The following is a 13,335-nucleotide window of genomic DNA, read 5'->3' as shown; positions in this document are numbered from 1 at the left end:
ATACCAATCATATAGTACGTCAAGAACTGCGAGAGGAGAACGACAGCCAATATTGAGATGAGTATTTTGCGAAACATGATTCAATCACTTTCAGAAACAGACGTTGGTGAGAAGGCGTCTAAGCCCTCTTGATTTTCATCAGTTGCATCATCCTCTCCGTCTTGCTCGAAGTCGTCATCAACTGCCTTCTCTGCCGCCTTACAGTACTCAGATATTCTCTCCGAAGTCATCGAGGCGTCAAGGGTTTGGATAGCAGCATAATCAGCTACAGAGAGATACTTTTCTCCTTTGAACGAATCCAGTCCTACAGCAGAGACATACACTCTATCACCTTCATCGGCGTCGATCTCGCTGCCCCAAAAGACCAGTTCGATTTCATCTTCGAACCCACCTTCATGTTGTAGCGTCGAGACAACGTACTTCTCCGCTATTTTGTCTGTCTCAGGGTCTACCTTCTCCTCGATATTCACGACCGTAGCGAAGTTGTCTCCTCCTGCCGAGACAGCCTGCTTTCCGACCCACCACGTCTTTCGATTATTATCGTAGTTGACGGCATCTGCCGACCGATAGGACACTGGCATTGGGACGCTCTTACACTGCGTTGTTGGTCCCTCAATCCTCACTTCGAGGTCAAAGTCCAGCTCATCAATCTCAACGGAATACCGGGCACACTCCTGCTTTCTATACGTCCATTCTTTCTCCTTTGTTAGTTCCATGTTCATAGTCAATACACCCTCTTAGACGAGGGAAGACGCCCCAGAGGAATCGAACCTCCAAACACCAGTAGGCGCAATTAAATCATATTGGCAACGACTTCAGGCGGATAATCGTACTCAGAACGTGATTCATAGTCTTCTGCAATCTCAACCTCACTCCAGTCCAACTCCTCGTCAGAAATTATATCCTCTAATACCGTAAGGTCATCCGTCCAATCTACTTCCCATTCATACTCCTCCTTCTGGAATGTCCGATAGACGGTGTTTTGATTGATGTAATCGCCTCGATCAGTATACTCGCCAATCACGTGATACCATTCTATTTCATTGGACATTAATCATTCACCAGAAGTCCTGAATCGGAATCGAACCGAAATTAGCACCAGCTCAGGATTATGCTTCAATACCGACTGCTTCTATCTCTGTACCGTCCCAATCGACAGTTAGACCAGCGTCTTCAGCCTGTTCAGCAACCTCTTGAGCTATCTCTATATCACTGTAATTGAGATATATCTTGCCAGCGTGATCGTGCTGCTGCGTGTACGTTAGATCGGCTTCAGAACCACCACACGAACCGCATCCAGTTGCTACCACTTCGTACTCAATTCCTTGAAGAAATTCAAATAGATCATCGTCCATCGTGTGTGGTTCATATAGTGCGCACGCCCCCTCTGCCTTGAAATTCGAACCGACTTTTTGCTTACTTACTGTGCCATCCTCGTTATATTTTGATTCTGTCATCATTACATACTTACAAATGAGAGCGACCCTTATTAATGTTGGGGTGATATAACCACATTTGATAAGGAACTTAGCGAATAAGGTTACAAACGGCAAAATTCTTTTACCATAGTATCACGTAGTTGACTATATGGTATCAAGCAAACGAGATTTAGTTTGGATTGAATTGATGAAATACGACAGGCGAGCGTGGACAGTACAGGATATGAAAGAGCGAGTCGATCAAGACGTACACGAGAATACAATCCGGCGAGTGTTCAGGTCAGCTGTCGAATCCGGTCATATGGATCACGAGAAGCACGGGAAAATCTATTACCTGAATTGATTGAGACGCATTCTAAGCGGTTTCTTCTTGTAGACGATGGAATACTCATAGAAGATTGGTTAGTCTGTTCTGAGTAAGAATACGTGCCTGTGTTTGGCTCAAAATGAGTAAGTCACGTGTGCGAATGAGAGTGAGAGGAGTCGAACCTCCGTAGGTCTGCACCAATCCGTCTTAAGCGGATCTCCTTTGACCACTCGGACACACTCTCAGAAGCTCGCAAGGGGATTCGAACCCCTGACGTATTGCTTACAAGGCAATTGCTCTGACCAGCCTGAGCTACACGAGCAATGGACTGAGTGAGAGTCGAACTCACGGCTTCCATCTTGCAAAGATGGCGTTCTACCACTGAACTATCAGCCCACAAATGAGAGAGGGAAGATTTGAACTTCCAACCTCTCGGATGTAAGCCGAGTGTCTTGCCGAATTGGACCACACTCTCTGGTGGCATTCGCCCTATTCAGGCTAATAGCCCTATTGAAAGTCCCCTAACAGCATATACAGAGGCTTCACGAGTTCTATTTGGGTCATCACGACAGTTTTGATTTGATTCCTGCCGTTCCATCGACCCCAAATGAGAATGGCAGGATTTGAACCTGCGAAGGACTCACCAGTGGATCCTAAGTCCACTCCCTTTGACCAAACTCGGGCACACTCTCACGGAAAGAGGTATAGAAACCCCCGGCGGTGAACAACCTATAATAGTGTCAACTATCCTAAAAATGTATCGCCAAATGCGCAGAAAACTGATTGAAGGATGTGAAAAGAATAACAAATGTAGTCATACAAAACAGAGGTATGGTAGACGTAGAAACTAAAAGACGGTTAGCTAAGAGTTGGTTAACAGAGAACGTACACGGGGTAGGAGATACAATCGCTCAGAAGATCGTGGATAAATACGTCCACGAGGATACCGAAACCCTGCTCGACGCTTTACTCGATATTGACTTCGATATAGACAACGTTCCGAGCGGAACATATTCAGACATTACACACGAAATTGTACGGATTACAGAGGATGATCCAATCGCCCATGTGACTGATGTAGATCTCCTCTATGCGAAGCATCTGGGTATACGTATGGCATATATCACAGACCCAGACGAAGAGGACTGGGAGCAGATTGAAGACGATGATCTACATTTAGTGTATGCATCTGAAGAAGGAGAATCAATCCACACTGCGCACAATATCTGAATTCATACGTCCTCAGCCATATACTGCACTTCATCAATTACGGTCGCCTGTTTGCATTCCTCCGTTAATGCACTCTCCAGAATAGGCGGTTGCGCCACTCGGACAGGCGTATAGTCGTACTCGCCAGTGTCCATGTTCTCTACTCGGATGATTTTCTCTCGGTCCAGCTCCTCGTGCGCTCGGATCAGTTCTTCACGGCGTTCATCTACGTCATCGATGACTGACTCGAAGAATTCAGTAGGTGATTCACTCATCTGATTCACCTCCTTCGCCATCAGAATCCTGCTTCCCAGCGTGGTCCTGTACTGCATAATCAAACATCGTCAGAGAAGAAATAACGTCTTCCTCTGACTGCGAAGCGTAGTACTCTTCGAGGTCATCTCTCTCTAAGGCTCGCTGTGCGAATTCCTCGTATATCTCCATTTTGTCATCGTAATCTGTACTGCCTTCGAGATAATCTATTAGATTCATTACATACTATATGTATGTAGACCATCCTAATAATATTCGCCTTAAAATTTGGTGGAAATTATTATAGGGCGTTGGGTTCTATGTATATGTATGAGTGAATCGCACAGGAATGTCGTGAGAGTACAGAAATATGCACAGATGTATTATCAAAAGAATGGACGTGGATTCACAGCACCCGAATTATATCGGTATATGCGAGATTGGGTAGAAATTAGTGAGCCAACGGTTAGAGAGTGTTTACAAACTCTGGAAGAAGAAGGACTCATAACAGTATCAGAAGTCTCTCAGACAGGTTTCTACATACCAGATGAATCTATGTTACCTCAGCCAGATGAATCTATGTTACCTCAGCCAGATGAATCTGAGATGTATGAGAACTCAGATGATTTCTTCCCAGTATAGGTATACTTAGATATATTTAGGAAGTCAGGTTGTTCAGATTAGGCGTATTTTTTCTGCAGTTGATTTTCAGATAGGATCCATAACAAAGGTTGTCGGGCGAGAAATTCAGCAAAAGCATTACAGCCAAGCTGGGAAAATTTCAAACTATATTAGCGAGGTAGAAATGAAAGGAATTCGAACGGTCTCAGAAACTAATTCACGAAATTATGTTCATTACGTTTTCAAAATAGCCCTAATTCACACCCCGAAAATACTGGTTTGAAACTCTCAAGATAGAGAAATAGAGAGAATAGTACACCAATACAGTAGGATAAATCATATTTTATTTTCTGAGCAGTTCAGATATCGACTGCGCCAATACTTTTCAAAACCCTGTGCGACCTTTTCTCATCATCATACCCATCATCCAGTACCTTGCGGAGGGCAACAACGAGCGTGTGGAGTGATTCTTGAGCATTTTGCCTTGTATCATCATATGCATCTGCTTTCATTGTTTTCGCAGATAGGTCATCCACCAACTCGTGTGCCTCGTCTGTAGTGAATTCACCTTCGATCATATCATCCTCATTCAGTCCAACGTATTCATACATGTCTTGAGATTCGTCGTGATCAGTCCAGTCCCAGCCCGTGTTTGCGATGTGATCTACGATCTTGGTCGTATCCACTTCCACAACGTCGTCAGTCATTGAGGAAATCTGGATTGTATCAACGTACTCTTCGGCAGTAGACTCGTGGACACCAAACACTTCCTTCGCCTTCTCAATCGCCTCTTCTCTATCCCAATCTCGATCCGAATTTTTAAGAGCAGTATCGAGAGCTTGGCTTCGGTTCGATACGCCCTCTGTGATATCTTCGCCACGGTCTTCGAGGATAGAGATAGTGACTGAATCGGACTCGTGCCAGTCATCAGAACGAACAAGATTCAGTTCCCGGTGAGCTTCATCTACTCTGTATTTATCCGAGTCGCCTTCCACAACAGCCTGAGCAACATCGTGAGATAGAGTCCGTCGTTCATCTTCGAGGAATTCGACCAACTCTTTCTTGCATTGGATTCGATCCATTCGGTCACTGTATGCTGATTCTACGAGGTCATATACAGCATCAGCAATGTGATCGCCTAACCCACGCTGTACTGTTAGTTGTTCAGTCAGAGTCGTCGGCAAATGGATGTTGACATGATCTGCACGCTCGTCTGAGTCAAAATCAGCGTAATCTGAAGCGAATTCTTCAACATTGCCAACAGCTTTCTCAAATTTTATTTTTTGAACGGCTGTGAGTAGAGAGGGGGAAGCAAGGGTGGTCAATCGGTCATCAACAAACTCCTCTAAATCGTTCGCAGAGTCCTCATATTCATCGTTAGCGAAGAGAAGAGCTTCATACGCTTTGACTCCCTTGGACATTACCTCATCATCACCTCTTTTCAGCCACTCATACGTCCAAAATGGCATCGTTGGTTGCTTTCTGTTCGATTCTGTATTCTGATAGAGAGTTTCGTTCATCTTCATACCAAATACAATATGTTTCCTACCCTAAATAAGTTGCCACAGTTTAACTGTTAGTTAGAGTTCTACAGTAGTAGTAAGTAGTAAGTAAAGTGTTAGTTAGTATAGTTAGTATATAGTATAGTTAGCGGTTGCGGTGGTGGCAGGGGGGTTGTCCCGAAATGGATTTTGCGGAGAGAAGGCTTCTCTGGACTGATTGGGTTTCTGAACACACCCTTTCCTTCGCACTCTCTGGTGAGAACTGCTCACAAAATAATTTTTGAGAAAGGTTAGTTAGAGGATTTCGCACAGATTGGACATTGATCTCGCTTATCTGGGTCGTATAAAACCGAATGAATGTTGCAGACTTTCACTGTTCGATCTTCAGATTGTTTTTGATGTATGCTCATTGTGAATCACCACTATATTATTGCTATATTGATAGTTAGAACCTCTATGCCTAAATTACTTTGGGTATTTTCGAGAAAATAAGTAAACGTGAATTGTGATTTGGTAAGATTCAGAAAAAGGTATATACACACTTTCCTCAGCTGTGGCTGATTATTCACTGCTGTAGCTGGTGGAGTGCAGGTAAAACCTGAGTATACTGTGTGGGCGTTATAATGCGTTCGCAGTACCGTGATCGACTATCGGAATATTTCCAGATAGAGTCAGTTCATTACATTTATGTTTCTTGATTCCCTATAATTAGGTATGGTATTTAGTAAAGATTTCATACATAATAGGCTACTTGCGGTTGAACAAATGGCGGAGGATATGGATGACGTGGAGCCTAACGAGATCGAATACAAAGAAACAGCAAATGGAGACAAATGGTCTATCACGGATTCGACTGATGGAACTGAGTATTTATTCCACATCGATGATACGAATAATGTGTCCGTGGGGAAGCTGAGCGAGGATTCTTGGACTATTTACACGTCACGATGGGGTAACAATTCTAAGGCGGATTTTGAGGAAACTCTGATTCTACTGCACAAAGATCCAGATGTGGTATTTGAAGAATATCGTACTGCGGAGGAATCTGTAGCGAACGAAGTGAGTGTATAGTTAGATCTACAACGAAGCAGAAAGGATTTCTTCCGACTCTGTGGAACACTCAAACTCAATCTTATCCTCATCAACGACAGCAAATCCTTCTTCGATATCTAATTCGTCGTATGCTTCAATCTGATTGCTCTGAATCGCTCGAACTGCTTTCGAATTCATTTGTGGGTAGAAGTCCACAACTATGGGTTCGAATAAATCGTGATCAGGATTCTCTATCTTGAACAACTGATCATCTTCATGTACTGACCTCACTTCGAAGATATCGGAGTCCGGGCGACGGTAGAGATAGCTACGTTCGTTCTTGCATCTGGCGACTAATTGCCATTCGTCCATAGCCCTATCTACGTTCACGTCGCTCAGCTTCTCGCCCGTGACGGTCTCGACCCCTCATCATTTCTTCACGGCGGTCTTGCTCAACCGACTCCCAAATTTCTCGATATTCAGCTTGCTCATCTGCTTCTTTGAGTCGGTTGAACTCAGAAACACTCATGATGCCGTTTTCCACCCATTCGTGCTTCGGCTCGTTTCGTTCCTGCACTGTTTTTCGGAATTCATGATACTTTACATCTGGCTTACTCGCTTCTCGTTCTGGATTGTTTCCGAAGCTCATAACATATACTTGTTTGATTTGCAGTAACTTAAAATATTCGAACTGAACCTAAGTAAAAGTAAGAATTAGACGTTGTTGAGGTAATCTCTCCGCTGTTCCATTTTGTCCATTTGTGAACGGGAGTCGTAGTGTTGGTCCAGCACTTCTTCGGAAACGTCAGCTCGATCACTCACAACTTTCTCTGGCAAATCGTTCTGCAGGAAATGAGTGATACTTCCTCTTCGAATGGCGTGAGGAGAAACTGAATCTTCACACTCAGAGGCATTCTTAGAATTCCGCTGGCATTCACAATCGTTGTCTGAGTAGAACGAGGGACAAGTGAGAGTGTAACACCACCTGCGCATTGTGTTCCTATGGACTCGCCCCTGCGCAGACGAAATCAAGGGGTTACGTCCTTGGTCGTCTTCGACCTCTACTCTATTCTGCTCCAGATAGTCGTCTAATATAGTGCAAGTTTCATCTGAGAGGGCTACGGGACGTTCACCACTCCCCCCGTTTTTCAAATGAGTCTCGTCCCGTTCTCGGAAATAGATGAACTGCTCTTCGGGGTCGTAGTCTTCCACGTCCAACGCACGCAGTGAACTAATGCGGGCGCAGGTACGCCAAGCCAAGAGAAACCATACGTGCTTCACGGAGGCGTAGTGATACCGGTCTAATGTATCCAAGATTTCCCGTGCCTCCTCGGATTCTACGATTCGGTCATTCGTGCGGTCGGAAGGAGACATGGACACACTCGGAACGGCTTCGTAGAGATCATCTTCCACGGCTCCGATGCGTTCGAGGTACTTCAAGAACACTCTCAACGTGTCCATCTGTCCTTTCATCGAAGACTTGGACAAGTCGCCATCATCTCGTCGCCATTTCGCATACTCGTCTATGTCGGCTCGCTCAAGCTCTCCTACGGTGTCTATGTTAGCGACTTCTTCACTCCAACGCACGAGGTGCTTCAATCGGTAATGGTGACTCTGGAGCGTGCTTTCCCTTACATCGGTTTTGCGTGATTCTATGTACGTGGTCTTTGCTTCTGGGACTGACAGACTGGGATTCATCTTTCAAACGTCTCCAGAATCGCAAGACGGGAGGATGGTAGAATCCGCCCGAACCCATTTTCAGCAAACCGACGCCGCTCAGCGACTGCTGTGTCGCTGAGCGCGTCGGACCGTCGTAAATGAGGTGAGGAAGGATTCGACCCCTGGAAGTCGCGCGCAGCGAACGCAGTGAGCGAGCACGTCTTCCTTCGGTTCGAATCTGCCAGAATCCACTCACTTCCTGCGACGAGCGAACAGCGTGTCGACCGCGGTCGTACGACACGAGCAGCGCACGACCTATTCGAGGTCTTCCGCGATGTCCTCGTGGTAGAGGTCCTTGTCGGCGCGGCCCGCGTCGTCGGTCTTCGTCAGCTCGAACTTGTCGGTTCGCTCGCTGATGACCGTCTGTTCCTCGTCTAACTCCATTCGGGCTTCTTGCCGGTCGCTGATCTCGGGTTCGTCCCCGATCGGTTCCATTTCGCCGAGGTCGTCGATTGGGTCGGTCATGGTGTCTCCCTCCATCGGCCGACTCGCCACCGTTCCACGACTGGCTCTTCGTGAGAAGATACCATCCCGATTCACTAAAATTCTACGGCTAGCGCGTCGGAAGCCGGTGCTCACGATTCCACCGCCGTCCGTTCGTACTCGGAGTCTTCGACGATACCCGCGACGACGTGAACCGCGTTGCGAAGGTCGTAGTCCGCGTCGCGGTCGAGTGCGAATGCGACACCGCTGGACTGCGAGATTGTACGGGCGGTCAAGAGCATCACGGCGCGGCAGATGTGGGAACAGCACGAACCGTACTTGGAGGAGTGTCTATGGAGCGGTGGGTTCTGGAAAAAGTCGTACTACATCGGAACGGCGGGCAGGTATCCAGCGGGACGATTGAACGATATATCGAACGAACAGAACACGTCTGAGTGTCGGCTTCACCTCGGGGTCAAGCCCCGAAGCACTCGCCTGGCTCATCTGTAGACGTGGCCGATGCCGTTCTCGTCGTAGTAGCTGACGCCGATGAGACCACCGGGCAGTTCTGCCTGTAGCGCGTCGCGGACCTGCGCGGCCAGTTGCTCCATGGCTGCCGCATCTAACGTCGGGTAGATTACACTTGTGGCCAGCGAGCAGTCGCCCGCAGGACGGACGGGGAGCGCCCCACCGCCCCGAAGCGATTCGAAACGCTTTTTCCTACAACTGCCGTCGTCTCGACTGCGCGCCGCCTTAGCTCAGACTGGGAGAGCACTCGACTGAAGATCGAGCTGTCCCCCGTTCAAATCGGGGAGGCGGCATATTCCGTGGCTGCGAACGAAGTGAGCAGCCACAGCAAGGGCGCCGACGCGATTTGTGCTCGTGAGTCGCGCGCAGCGAAGCGAGCACGTCTCACGGCGTTCAAATCGGGGAGGCGGCATCCCAACTCTATTTGAAGTGGCTTCTCGCTCGGGTGAAACGGCGTTCCGAACGATGAAACCCTTATCAGTGTGAACGCCCAATCTACGTGTATGACTTACGACACCGTCGTGTTCGACAACGACGGCGTCCTCGTGGGCCGCACGCGGTACGACGTGCTGCAGGCGGCGACCGAGGACACGTTCGAGCAGTTCGGGGTCACGGACCCCGACCCCGACGACATCGAGGAGATGACTATCGGCGCGACGCCGAAGACCGTCAGCGACGTCTGTAGCCGCTACGGGCTCAAGCCCGCCGAGTTCTGGCCGACGCGCGACCAGACCGCCGCGGAAGCCCAGTACGAGGAAGTCCGGGAGGGCCGCAAGACCCTCTACGACGACCTCGACACGCTCCACGACCTGGACGTCTCGATGGGCATCGTGAGTTCGAACCAGCAGGCGACCGTCGACTTCGTGCTCGACCACTTCGGCGTCGACGACCTGTTCGGCGCGGCCTACGGGCGCGAGCCGACGATAGAGAGCCTGAATCGCCGGAAGCCGAACTCCCACTACATCGACCGCGCGCTCGCGGACCTGGACGCGAATTCCGCGCTGTTCGTCGGGGACAACGAGTCCGACGTGCGCGCCGCGGAGAACGCGGGCATCGACTCGGCGTTCATCCGGCGGCCCCACCGCCGCGACTGGGAACTGAACGTGTGGCCGACGTGGGAAATCGACGGCCTCGACGACCTCCACGACATCTGCAGCCCCTAACGGTCGTAGAGCCACGCTCCAGCCCGGAGAATCACTCGTTCTGCCGGCGAACGCCGCCGTCATCACCCGCAAAGGTTATCAACGAGCGGCGCTTCCCTACGGTTGCAATGGCAACCGGTACGGTTGACTTCTTCAACGACACTGGCGGTTACGGATTCATCGAGACTGACGACGCGGACGAGGACGTGTTCTTCCACATGGAAGACATCGGCGGCCCGGACCTGGAGGAAGGTCAGGAAGTCGAGTTCGACATCGAGGAGGCCGACAAGGGCCCCCGCGCGACGAACCTCACTCGGCTGTAATTCGGTGAAAGGCCAGCGTCTCTGACGCTGGGCAGGACGAATCGTTTTTCGACTATTCCCCAAACGACGTAGCGACCGCGTTCTGCTGCCACAAGGCGTACCAGTACGACTCCCGATTAGCGACGCGTGCGAACGTCCACACTCGCGTTCGCGGTCGGCGCATTCCTGTTCGTGCTGCCGATTCCCGGCACGTTCGTGACCGGTACACTCGTGCTCGCCGTCGCAGCAGTCGCGCGGTATCGGTGAGCGGCTGCGAGCCTACTCCAGGCGCGCGCGGTCCTCGGCCGTGAGGTCGAGGTGGCTCGCGGCGACGTTCGTTTCGAGGTGGTCGACGCTAGACGTCCCGGGAATCGGGAGCGTCATGGGCGAGTGGTCGAGCAGCCACGCGAGCGCGACCTGCCGCACGGTGGCGTCGTGGTCGGCGGCGACGGCTTCGAGGTCCGTGCGCTTCTCGCCGAGGTCCCCGCCACCCATCGGGAAGTACGGGATGAACCCGACGTCGTAGTCCTCGCAGGCTTCGAGGACGTCCTCGTACTCGCGGTCGACGACGTTGTACGCGTTCTGGACCGTGGCGACGTCGACGACCTCGCGGGCGGTCTCCAGCTGTTCGACGGTGACGTTGCTGAGGCCGACGTGGTCGACGAGCCCGTCGTCTTTGAGTTCCGCGAACGCGTGGACGGCGGCCTCGAAGTCCGTGTCGGGGTCGGGGCGGTGGTACTGGTAGAGGTCGATGGAGTCGACGCCGAGGCGGTCGATGGACGCCAGCGCCTGGTTCTTGATGTAGTCGGGGTCGCCGTGGGGAATCCAGTCGCCGGTCGCGTTCCGCAGAAGGCCGGCTTTCGTCGCGACGACAGCGTCATCGGCGATGCCGGATTCGCGGATGAGGCGCTCGCTGACGCCGGGGCCGTAGGAGTCCGCCGTGTCGACGAAGTCGACGCCGAGGTCGACCGCGCGCTGGAGGACGTCGTGGGCGTTGGCCTCGTCGTCGGGCGACCCGATGACGTCGGCGCCGGTGATGCGCATCGCGCCGAAGCCAAGCCGGTGGACGGTCAGTTCGTCACCGATGTCGAACGTGTCGCTGTCGTTCTCGACTGCCATACGGGAGCGGTCAGCAGCCGGTCGCTTAGGTGTTGGTGAAACGGACTCGCCCGCCGGGGTCAGGGCTCCCACTGGTCGCGCAGTTCCGTCCGCGGCTTCGAGGGGTCGTCGTGTTCGACGAGCGTGCGCATGCGGTCGGCGTTGAACGCGTACGTTCGGTCGTCGCGTACGACGAGGTCGCGGGTCCGGAACTCGCGCAACAGCGTGTGGGCGGGTTCGACGTCGACGCCCGCGGCGGTCGCGAGGTCGTGCGCGCTCGCGCCAGGGTTCGTCGCGAGCTCGGAGACGATTTGCCACGCGGCGTCGTCGTTGCACTTCGAGTCGCGGCGTGCCGCGTTCACACGCGTGACGACCGGGGGTGCTTGCAGGAGGTCGACAACTGTCTCGGCTGTCGGCCCTGCGGGTTCCTCCGGCGTCGCGTCCGCATCGTCGCTCCCGTCGCGGCGTTGGCTGCGCTCCCCGCGGCGACGCAGCCGGTCCTGCACGGCGTCCACGAGCGCGTCACGGGTTTCGTCGGCGGCGTCACTGCTGATCGACGTATTGGACGGTGCAGCCGTCGTTTCGTCGGCTTCCTCTACGGTGTCCGCGGCGACGTCACCCTCGAAGCGCGCTTCGAGTTCGTCGATGCGCTCCTCCAGGTGGTCGATGTGTTCGTTCTTCGTCTGGAGGGTTGCCTGGTAGCCCTCGGGTGGGGAGCCGTCGCCGTGTGCGAGCGCGTTCGCCATCTTCCGAGCGGCCGCGGAGACGTCGCGCGCGGTCTCTAGTTCGGACTCCAGTTCGGCGATGCGCTGCTCGCGGTTCTCCAGTTGCGATTCGAGTTCCGCGACACGGTTCTGCTCCTGTTCCTTGCGGTCGGTGATGTCGCCGAGGTCCTCCATCAGCGACCCGCTGACGGACTTCAGGTCGGGGCGCTCGAAGTCGTCGAGGCCGGGGGTCGCGCCCGCGTCGAACGTGCGCTTGCGCTTGAACTGGACTCGCTTGACCATGTCGTCGCTCCAGTCCGTCTGGATGAACGCCTCGCCGTCACCGAGGTCGACGACGTCGTCGGCGTAGTCGCTGCCGACGATGCGGCCGACGACTTTCGTGTCGTTCTCCCACGTGAGTCGGTGCCACACCAGCCAGTTCGCCTGCGTGATGAAGTCTTTCTTCACGTCCGCGGGGCGCTGGCTGATGCCGACGACGCCGAGGCCGTGCTTGCGGCCGCGTTTCCCGACCTTGATGAGGAGGTTGCCCGTCTCGCCGACGCCGCCGCCCTCCGGAATGTACTCGTGGCACTCCTCGACGACGAGCAGGAACGGCTTCTTGAGCTTCTTCTCCTTGGCGAAGAGGTGTCGGACTGTCTCCCGGAGCAAGTCGTCGGCCTCCTCGTCGTCGAGGTAGCCGGAGACGTCCAGGATGATGGGGACGTTCTCCTCCAGGGCGAGGTGCGCGAGCTTCTCGGCGTGCTCGACGCTCACCTGGATGTCGCACTCCTCGTCAGCGCCCGCGTGCAGGAGCTCGTACTCCTCCTTGAGGCCGTAGTACTCGCCGTCCGTGTCCACGATGAGGACGGGGTAGCCGGCTTCGAGGAGCTCCTCGACCACGACGCTCGTCGTGTTCGACTTCCCGCTCCCCGATTTCCCGGTGACGAACCCGCGGCCGGTGAGCATCTCCACGATGGGAAACTCCAGCCGGTCGCCGTCTGCCGTCTCCCCCACGTGAATCTGCTGGTCGCCGTCCGCTGCGGTGTCTGCCATCGCT

Annotated in this window: 18 protein-coding genes, 4 tRNA genes and 1 pseudogene; 7 read left to right on the top strand and 16 right to left on the bottom strand. The window is 52.7% G+C overall.

Going from position 1 to position 13,335, the window contains the following annotated elements:
• Window positions 1–80: 80 nt before the first annotated feature.
• The 6 genes from LT974_RS01345 to LT974_RS01320 all read right to left on the bottom strand — a co-directional run bounded on the left by LT974_RS01345 (window position 81) and on the right by LT974_RS01320 (window position 2,438).
• Entirely contained in the window at window positions 81–722 is a 642-nt protein-coding gene (locus LT974_RS01345; RefSeq protein WP_232588854.1) for a hypothetical protein, read from the bottom strand.
• Between the two features lie 71 nt (window positions 723–793).
• Window positions 794–1,051 carry a hypothetical protein gene (locus tag LT974_RS01340; protein WP_232588853.1) on the bottom strand — a complete coding sequence of 86 codons (258 nt, stop codon included), beginning with the start codon at window positions 1,049–1,051 and terminating at the stop codon, window positions 794–796.
• A 58-nt stretch (window positions 1,052–1,109) separates the two neighbouring features.
• Window positions 1,110–1,460 carry a hypothetical protein gene (locus LT974_RS01335; protein ID WP_232588852.1) on the bottom strand — a complete coding sequence of 117 codons (351 nt, stop codon included), beginning with the start codon at window positions 1,458–1,460 and terminating at the stop codon, window positions 1,110–1,112.
• A gap of 533 nt (window positions 1,461–1,993) precedes the next feature.
• A tRNA-Thr gene (locus tag LT974_RS01330) sits at window positions 1,994–2,068 on the bottom strand.
• Window positions 2,069–2,070: 2 nt separating this feature from the next.
• Window positions 2,071–2,142, bottom strand: a tRNA-Ala gene (locus tag LT974_RS01325).
• A gap of 212 nt (window positions 2,143–2,354) precedes the next feature.
• Window positions 2,355–2,438: transfer RNA gene (locus LT974_RS01320), tRNA-Leu, on the bottom strand.
• 139 nt (window positions 2,439–2,577) lie between these two features.
• Here LT974_RS01320 and LT974_RS01315 point away from each other — a divergent pair.
• Window positions 2,578–2,976: a hypothetical protein gene (locus LT974_RS01315; protein WP_232588851.1), complete on the top strand. Its 399-nt coding sequence runs from the start codon at window positions 2,578–2,580 to the stop codon at window positions 2,974–2,976.
• Between the two features lie 2 nt (window positions 2,977–2,978).
• Here LT974_RS01315 and LT974_RS01310 read toward each other — a convergent pair whose 3' ends face one another.
• The gene (locus LT974_RS01310) at window positions 2,979–3,251 is read right to left on the bottom strand and encodes a hypothetical protein (RefSeq protein WP_232588850.1); all 273 of its coding nucleotides are present in this window, start codon (window positions 3,249–3,251) and stop codon (window positions 2,979–2,981) included.
• The gene (locus LT974_RS01305; protein WP_232588849.1) at window positions 3,223–3,447 is read right to left on the bottom strand and encodes a hypothetical protein; all 225 of its coding nucleotides are present in this window, start codon (window positions 3,445–3,447) and stop codon (window positions 3,223–3,225) included. Before LT974_RS01305 ends, LT974_RS01310 begins: the two co-directional genes overlap by 29 nt.
• Window positions 3,448–3,537: 90 nt before the next feature.
• On the opposite strand from LT974_RS01305, the gene LT974_RS01300 reads away from it, so the two are divergent.
• Window positions 3,538–3,849 (top strand): helix-turn-helix domain-containing protein, encoded by a 312-nt coding sequence (locus tag LT974_RS01300; protein WP_232588847.1) that lies wholly within the window; start codon window positions 3,538–3,540, stop codon window positions 3,847–3,849.
• 338 nt (window positions 3,850–4,187) lie between these two features.
• Here the strand turns inward: LT974_RS01300 and LT974_RS01295 are convergent, their stop codons facing one another.
• Window positions 4,188–5,354 (bottom strand): hypothetical protein, encoded by a 1,167-nt coding sequence (locus LT974_RS01295; RefSeq protein WP_232588846.1) that lies wholly within the window; start codon window positions 5,352–5,354, stop codon window positions 4,188–4,190.
• Between the two features lie 690 nt (window positions 5,355–6,044).
• On the opposite strand from LT974_RS01295, the gene LT974_RS01290 reads away from it, so the two are divergent.
• Window positions 6,045–6,401, top strand: a complete 357-nt coding sequence (locus tag LT974_RS01290; RefSeq protein ID WP_232588845.1) for a hypothetical protein — start codon at window positions 6,045–6,047, stop codon at window positions 6,399–6,401.
• Window positions 6,402–6,407: 6 nt separating this feature from the next.
• Here LT974_RS01290 and LT974_RS01285 read toward each other — a convergent pair whose 3' ends face one another.
• The 5 genes from LT974_RS01285 to LT974_RS01265 all read right to left on the bottom strand — a co-directional run bounded on the left by LT974_RS01285 (window position 6,408) and on the right by LT974_RS01265 (window position 8,806).
• Window positions 6,408–6,734, bottom strand: coding sequence for a hypothetical protein (locus tag LT974_RS01285; RefSeq protein WP_232588844.1), 327 nt, complete (start codon window positions 6,732–6,734; stop codon window positions 6,408–6,410).
• 4 nt (window positions 6,735–6,738) lie between these two features.
• Window positions 6,739–7,011 (bottom strand): hypothetical protein, encoded by a 273-nt coding sequence (locus LT974_RS01280; protein WP_232588843.1) that lies wholly within the window; start codon window positions 7,009–7,011, stop codon window positions 6,739–6,741.
• 65 nt (window positions 7,012–7,076) lie between these two features.
• Window positions 7,077–8,060: a tyrosine-type recombinase/integrase gene (locus LT974_RS01275; protein WP_232588842.1), complete on the bottom strand. Its 984-nt coding sequence runs from the start codon at window positions 8,058–8,060 to the stop codon at window positions 7,077–7,079.
• A gap of 276 nt (window positions 8,061–8,336) precedes the next feature.
• Complete coding sequence (locus LT974_RS01270) at window positions 8,337–8,561, bottom strand: hypothetical protein (protein ID WP_232588841.1); 225 nt, start codon at window positions 8,559–8,561, stop codon at window positions 8,337–8,339.
• 95 nt (window positions 8,562–8,656) lie between these two features.
• Window positions 8,657–8,806, bottom strand: coding sequence for a hypothetical protein (locus tag LT974_RS01265; RefSeq protein ID WP_232588840.1), 150 nt, complete (start codon window positions 8,804–8,806; stop codon window positions 8,657–8,659).
• Between LT974_RS01265 and tnpA the strand changes: the two are divergent.
• The 4 genes and pseudogenes from tnpA to LT974_RS01245 form a co-directional block, all read left to right on the top strand.
• Window positions 8,781–8,959 (top strand): annotated as a pseudogene (gene tnpA / locus LT974_RS01260) (IS200/IS605 family transposase); the annotation flags it as partial. The gene LT974_RS01265 and the pseudogene tnpA sit on opposite strands and share 26 nt — an antisense overlap.
• A 292-nt stretch (window positions 8,960–9,251) precedes the next feature.
• Window positions 9,252–9,325: transfer RNA gene (locus tag LT974_RS01255), tRNA-Phe, on the top strand.
• Window positions 9,326–9,535: 210 nt separating this feature from the next.
• Entirely contained in the window at window positions 9,536–10,195 is a 660-nt protein-coding gene (locus LT974_RS01250) for an HAD family hydrolase (RefSeq protein WP_232588839.1), read from the top strand.
• Between the two features lie 107 nt (window positions 10,196–10,302).
• Window positions 10,303–10,497, top strand: coding sequence for a cold-shock protein (locus LT974_RS01245; RefSeq protein ID WP_059055516.1), 195 nt, complete (start codon window positions 10,303–10,305; stop codon window positions 10,495–10,497).
• Between the two features lie 258 nt (window positions 10,498–10,755).
• Here the strand turns inward: LT974_RS01245 and LT974_RS01240 are convergent, their stop codons facing one another.
• Entirely contained in the window at window positions 10,756–11,595 is an 840-nt protein-coding gene (locus LT974_RS01240; RefSeq protein ID WP_232588838.1) for an aldo/keto reductase, read from the bottom strand.
• Window positions 11,596–11,654: 59 nt separating this feature from the next.
• Window positions 11,655–13,331, bottom strand: a complete 1,677-nt coding sequence (locus LT974_RS01235; RefSeq protein WP_232588837.1) for a helicase HerA domain-containing protein — start codon at window positions 13,329–13,331, stop codon at window positions 11,655–11,657.
• Between the last annotated feature and the right edge of the window lie 4 nt (window positions 13,332–13,335).

Source organism: Halobacterium noricense, assembly GCF_021233435.1.
In the GTDB taxonomy this organism is placed as follows: domain Archaea; phylum Halobacteriota; class Halobacteria; order Halobacteriales; family Halobacteriaceae; genus Halobacterium; species Halobacterium noricense.
The sequence above is the reverse complement of the archived record's forward strand: the minus strand, read 5'-3'. Positions and strand labels throughout refer to the sequence as shown.

Bases quoted from the DNA above. Each gene is read 5' to 3' on its own strand.
- LT974_RS01295 (WP_232588846.1), bottom strand. From the start codon at position 5,354: ATGAAGATGAACGAAACTCTCTATCAGAATACAGAATCGAACAGAAAG.
- LT974_RS01245 (WP_059055516.1), top strand. From the start codon at position 10,303: ATGGCAACCGGTACGGTTGACTTCTTCAACGACACTGGCGGTTACGGA.
- LT974_RS01300 (WP_232588847.1), top strand. From the start codon at position 3,538: ATGAGTGAATCGCACAGGAATGTCGTGAGAGTACAGAAATATGCACAG.
- LT974_RS01235 (WP_232588837.1), bottom strand. From the start codon at position 13,331: ATGGCAGACACCGCAGCGGACGGCGACCAGCAGATTCACGTGGGGGAG.
- LT974_RS01250 (WP_232588839.1), top strand. From the start codon at position 9,536: ATGACTTACGACACCGTCGTGTTCGACAACGACGGCGTCCTCGTGGGC.
- LT974_RS01340 (WP_232588853.1), bottom strand. From the start codon at position 1,051: ATGTCCAATGAAATAGAATGGTATCACGTGATTGGCGAGTATACTGAT.
- LT974_RS01315 (WP_232588851.1), top strand. From the start codon at position 2,578: ATGGTAGACGTAGAAACTAAAAGACGGTTAGCTAAGAGTTGGTTAACA.
- LT974_RS01290 (WP_232588845.1), top strand. From the start codon at position 6,045: ATGGTATTTAGTAAAGATTTCATACATAATAGGCTACTTGCGGTTGAA.
- LT974_RS01285 (WP_232588844.1), bottom strand. From the start codon at position 6,734: ATGGACGAATGGCAATTAGTCGCCAGATGCAAGAACGAACGTAGCTAT.
- LT974_RS01310 (WP_232588850.1), bottom strand. From the start codon at position 3,251: ATGGCGAAGGAGGTGAATCAGATGAGTGAATCACCTACTGAATTCTTC.
- LT974_RS01240 (WP_232588838.1), bottom strand. From the start codon at position 11,595: ATGGCAGTCGAGAACGACAGCGACACGTTCGACATCGGTGACGAACTG.
- LT974_RS01305 (WP_232588849.1), bottom strand. From the start codon at position 3,447: ATGAATCTAATAGATTATCTCGAAGGCAGTACAGATTACGATGACAAA.
- LT974_RS01270 (WP_232588841.1), bottom strand. From the start codon at position 8,561: ATGGAGGGAGACACCATGACCGACCCAATCGACGACCTCGGCGAAATG.
- LT974_RS01280 (WP_232588843.1), bottom strand. From the start codon at position 7,011: ATGAGCTTCGGAAACAATCCAGAACGAGAAGCGAGTAAGCCAGATGTA.
- LT974_RS01335 (WP_232588852.1), bottom strand. From the start codon at position 1,460: ATGATGACAGAATCAAAATATAACGAGGATGGCACAGTAAGTAAGCAA.
- LT974_RS01275 (WP_232588842.1), bottom strand. From the start codon at position 8,060: ATGAATCCCAGTCTGTCAGTCCCAGAAGCAAAGACCACGTACATAGAA.
- LT974_RS01265 (WP_232588840.1), bottom strand. From the start codon at position 8,806: ATGCTCTTGACCGCCCGTACAATCTCGCAGTCCAGCGGTGTCGCATTC.
- LT974_RS01345 (WP_232588854.1), bottom strand. From the start codon at position 722: ATGAACATGGAACTAACAAAGGAGAAAGAATGGACGTATAGAAAGCAG.